This window comes from Planomonospora algeriensis (genome assembly GCF_977012225.1).
The window spans coordinates 1-4,051 of the sequence record NZ_CDRNDK010000521.1; the positions used below are offsets into that span (position 1 = coordinate 1).

Consider the following 4,051-nt stretch of genomic DNA (forward strand, 5'->3'; position numbering starts at 1 on the left):
CGGACGGCGCCGGCGCCTCCGAAGTCCGCGGCGTCTCCGGCCGGGACGGCGGCGCCGGACCCGGCGGGACGGGCGGCTGGAGTTACACCCGCGCCGTCCCCGGAGGGGTCGTCACCCTGACACCCCTGCCCGGTCACGTCCGTCTCGACGTGCGCCTCGGCGACACCCGCCACCTGGCCCGCGTCGTCGCCCGCTGCCGCCGCCTCCTCGACCTCGACGCCGACCCCGGGGCCATCGCCTCCGCCCTCGGCGAGACCGCCCTGGGCCCGCTCGTGCAGGCCCGCCCCGGCCTGCGGGTGCCCGGTGCGTGGGACGGGTTCGAGGTCGCCGTCCGCGCGGTGGTCGGCCAGCAGATCTCCGTGGCAGGGGCCCGCACCGTCCTCGGCCGCATCGCGGCCCGGGCCGGGCGGCCCGCCGTACCCGGGGCGGAGGGCCGGTCCCCCGGGGCGGACGCGCCGGAGGTCTGCCGCCTGTTCCCCACCGCGGGAGAGTTGCTGGAGGCCGACCTGGACGGGCTCGGGCTGACCGGACGGCGGGTCGCCACGTTGTGGGCGCTCGCGGAGCGCGTCGCGGGCGGCGAGATCGACCTGGACGGCGCGCAGGAGCCCGGCGAGGCCGTCGCCGCGCTGCTCCGGGTGCCCGGAATCGGACCCTGGACGGCCGGATACGTCGCGCTGCGGGCGCTGCGCGACCCGGACGCGTGGCCCGAGGGCGATCTGGTGCTGCGGCGGGCCATGGCCTGCCTCGGCATCCCCGACGACCACGTCGAGCGGTGGCGCCCCTGGCGGGCGTACGCCGCCCTCCACCTCTGGAGCTCCGAATGACCGCCTTCCACGCCCGCCCGGCGACACCACCGGTGACCCGGACGACCGCTCTCCCCTTCCGTCCGGGGGCCTCTGCCTTCCGGGCGGCCGCTCCGACGACCGAGGAGTCGTGATGATCGAGGCGCAGATCCTTCCCACCCCGACCGGACCGCTGTCGCTGCTCTCCCACGAGGGGGTGCTCGTCGCGGCGGGATTCACCGCAGACCCGGACGAGATGCTCGCCCGGCTCTCGCCCGCCCTCCGGACCCTGGGCATGGCCCGGGTCGACGACCTCGGCCACGCGGCGCAGGCCGTACGCGACTATCTGGACGGCGACCTGAAGGCGCTCGACGGCGTGGCGGTGAGCCAGCCCGGCAGCCCCCGGCGGCAGCGGCTGCTCACGGCGCTGCGCGAGGTGCCGCCGGGCGCCACGGTCACCTACGCCGAGCTGGCCGAGCGCGCGGGCATGCCGCGGACGGCCGCCAGGGCCGCGGGCGGGGCCTGCGCGCAGAACCTGATCGCCCCGTTCGTGCCCTGCCACCGCGTGCTGCCGTCCACCGGCGGTTACGGCGGCTACTACTACGGCACGCCGGTCAAGCAGTGGCTGCTCGCCCACGAGGCCGGGACGCTCTGACCAGCCGCCCGAGCGTCCCGGAACGGCCTCACGGTTCGACCAGCCCGGCCCGGATCGCGTACCTGGTCAGTTCCAGCCGGTCGCGCATGCCGAGTTTCTGCAGGATGTTCGCACGGTGCCGGTCGACCGTCTTGACGCTGATGACCAGCGTCTCGGCGATCTCCTTGGAGGAGTTCCCTTCGGCGATCAGCTTGACGATCTCCTCCTCCCGGGGGGTCAGGATGCTCTCGGGCAGGCGCCCGCCCTGCCGGTCGCGCTGCAGGTACTCGCGGATGAGCGCGGTGACGGCGCCGGGGTAGAGGAAGGGCTCACCGCGCATGGCCGCCCGGCAGGCCTCCAGCAGATCCCGGTCGGCGACCGACTTGAGCACGTACCCCGAGGCCCCGGCCTTGAGCGACTCGAAGAAGTACTGCTCGTTGTCGTACATGGACAGCATCAGGATGCGGATGCCCGGAGCCCGCCGGGATATCTCCCTCGCCGCCTGGATCCCGGTCATCCGGGGCATCGCGATGTCCAGGATCGCCAGGTCGACCTCCGACTCCGCGGCGGCCTCGACCGCCTCGGCGCCGTCGGCGACCTCCGCGACGACCGTCAGGTCGGGCTCGGCGTCGAGGATCAGCCGCAGCCCGTGCCGGACCAGAGCGTGGTCGTCCGCCAGCAGGATCCGCGTCGGGGAAGGGTCCACCGGGCTCATCTCCGTTCCGCTGCCGCGAACATGAAAGCATCCACCGGGCTCGTCCCCGGTCCACCGCCGAACATGAAAGCGTCCACCGGGCTCAGCCCCGGTCCACTGATGCGGGCACGACCAGGCGTACCTCGGTGCCGCCGCCGGGGGCGGGGGCGACGGTCAGGCGGGCGCCGATGAGGAGCGCGCGCTCCCGCATGCCGCGGATCCCCGCGCCCTCCCGGAGCTCTCCTCCCCGTCCGTCGTCCGTGATGCGCAGGATCACCGCGCCGTCCTCCGCGGTCAGCGAGAGCTCCGCCCGGGTGGCGCGGGCGTGCCTGGCCACGTTCGTCAGGCCCTCCTGCGCGATCCGGTAGAGGACGAGCTCGGCCGCCGGTCCCAGCGCGGGCAGGTCGGCGGCCAGCTTGCGGACCACCCGCACCCCGCTGCCCTGGGAGAACTCCGCCGCCAGGCTGTTGAGCGCGCTGAGCAGCCCCAGGTCCTCCAGCACGCCGGGGCGGAGCCGGCGGGCGACCTGCCGCACCTCGTCCAGACTGGCGCGGACCGTCTCCTGCACGGCGTGGAGCTCCTCCCGCAGCTCCTCCGGCGCGCGGTCCACCACCCGCTTCAGGCCGAGCAGCACCACGGTGAGGCTCTGGCCGATCTCGTCGTGCAGCTCCCGGGCGATGCGCTGCCGCTCGCCCTCCTGCGCGGCCAGCGCGTGCGCGCTGCTCGCGCTGCGCTCCGCCTCCAGCCGGTCGAGCATCGCGTTGAAGGCGTCGATCACATATGTCAGGTCGCCGTTGCCGCTGTCGGTGAGCCGGTCGCTCGGCCTCAGCAGGTCCACCCGCTGCATGAGCGCCGTGAGCGCGCCGAGCGGGGCCAGGCTGGTGCGGAGCAGCAGCGCGTTGGCGGCGAGGATCAGCGCCAGCCCGACCGCCAGGACCGGCACCTCGGTGAGCAGGACCGGCGAGGAGACCGTGGCGGGCGAGAGCGCCAGGACGAACGTGCCGACCGTGAAGACCAGACCGTTGATCGCGAACAGCCTGCGGAACAGCGCCTGCGCCGGCGTCCTCCGGGAATCGCTCATGTCTCCAACCTCATCGTGTCCGGGTCCGCCCGTCCATACGGAGCGCCCCCCACGAAGCCGTACGTCTCCCCATTCCCCGCCGGCCCTTCTACATGTCGTCCCCCCTCGGAGATGGGTACCGGCCCCGATGGTCCCGCGGCGGGGCTCGACAGAGAATTGAAATAGGGCAATCCGCACAGCAAGTCCGAAATGGGGCAGTTAACACAGGAGGGGGACGTCATGACCGTGCTCGGAAACGACCCGCAGGCGGCGCTCGCCGTCGAGGCGCTGCCCGCCTGGATCGTCGCGGGCACCGTGGCGCTGGGGGCGCTCGCGGTCATCGCCGCCCGCTGGGTCCGCCTCGTCCGCCCCGGCGAGCGCCTCGTCCTGTTCAGGCGCGGCCGCCCCGCCGGAGTGCGGGGTCCGGGGATCGTCTTCATGCTGCCGTTCCTGGAGCGCGGTGTGCGGGTCCCGCTCCGTCCGGTCCACGTCGACCTGCTCTGGCTGGAGGCCACCACCCGCGACGGCGTGGCCGTGACGGTCAGCGGCGCCGCGCTCGCGGAGGTGCGCGACCCGGTCCGCCACTGCCTGGCCGGGGACTCTCCGCTCTCCGCCACGACCGCCGCGGCGGAGGACGAGGTCCGCCGCCACATCGCCGGGCGCGACCTGGCGGAGCTGGCCGCGTCGCCCGGCGGTGAGCGGCGCGAGCTGGCCTCCCGGATCACCGGCAGGACCCGGGAGCAGGGCGTGGAGGTCACCCGGGTCGAGCTCGGCCGGATCGAGATCCCGCTCGGCACGGGCCTGATCCGCTGGGCGGAGGGCTTCAGCGCCCGTACCGGCCCCGGCGGCCGCCCGCCCCTGGCCGCCCGCGCCCGGCCGGT

At 74.8% G+C, this 4,051-nt stretch carries 5 protein-coding genes; 3 read left to right on the forward strand and 2 right to left on the reverse strand.

The genetic code is table 11. The features are described from left to right. The coding region (locus ACWJ6R_RS31610) for a DNA-3-methyladenine glycosylase family protein (protein ID WP_449065729.1) at positions 1–824 on the forward strand (824 nt) is incomplete at its 5' end. A gap of 112 nt (positions 825–936) precedes the next feature. Beyond that, positions 937–1,437, forward strand: a complete 501-nt coding sequence (locus ACWJ6R_RS31615) for a methylated-DNA--[protein]-cysteine S-methyltransferase (RefSeq protein WP_449065730.1) — start codon at positions 937–939, stop codon at positions 1,435–1,437. Between the two features lie 28 nt (positions 1,438–1,465). Here ACWJ6R_RS31615 and ACWJ6R_RS31620 read toward each other — a convergent pair whose 3' ends face one another. Together ACWJ6R_RS31620 and ACWJ6R_RS31625 are read right to left on the reverse strand one after the other, a co-directional pair. Next, positions 1,466–2,122 (reverse strand): response regulator, encoded by a 657-nt coding sequence (locus ACWJ6R_RS31620; RefSeq protein WP_449065731.1) that lies wholly within the window; start codon positions 2,120–2,122, stop codon positions 1,466–1,468. Positions 2,123–2,213: 91 nt separating this feature from the next. Further along, a complete protein-coding gene (locus ACWJ6R_RS31625; RefSeq protein WP_449065732.1) occupies positions 2,214–3,191 on the reverse strand; it encodes a HAMP domain-containing sensor histidine kinase in 978 nt (325 codons plus the stop codon). A 219-nt stretch (positions 3,192–3,410) separates the two neighbouring features. On the opposite strand from ACWJ6R_RS31625, the gene ACWJ6R_RS31630 reads away from it, so the two are divergent. Beyond that, on the forward strand, positions 3,411–4,051 hold a 641-nt coding region (locus ACWJ6R_RS31630), incomplete at its 3' end, for an SPFH domain-containing protein (protein WP_449065733.1).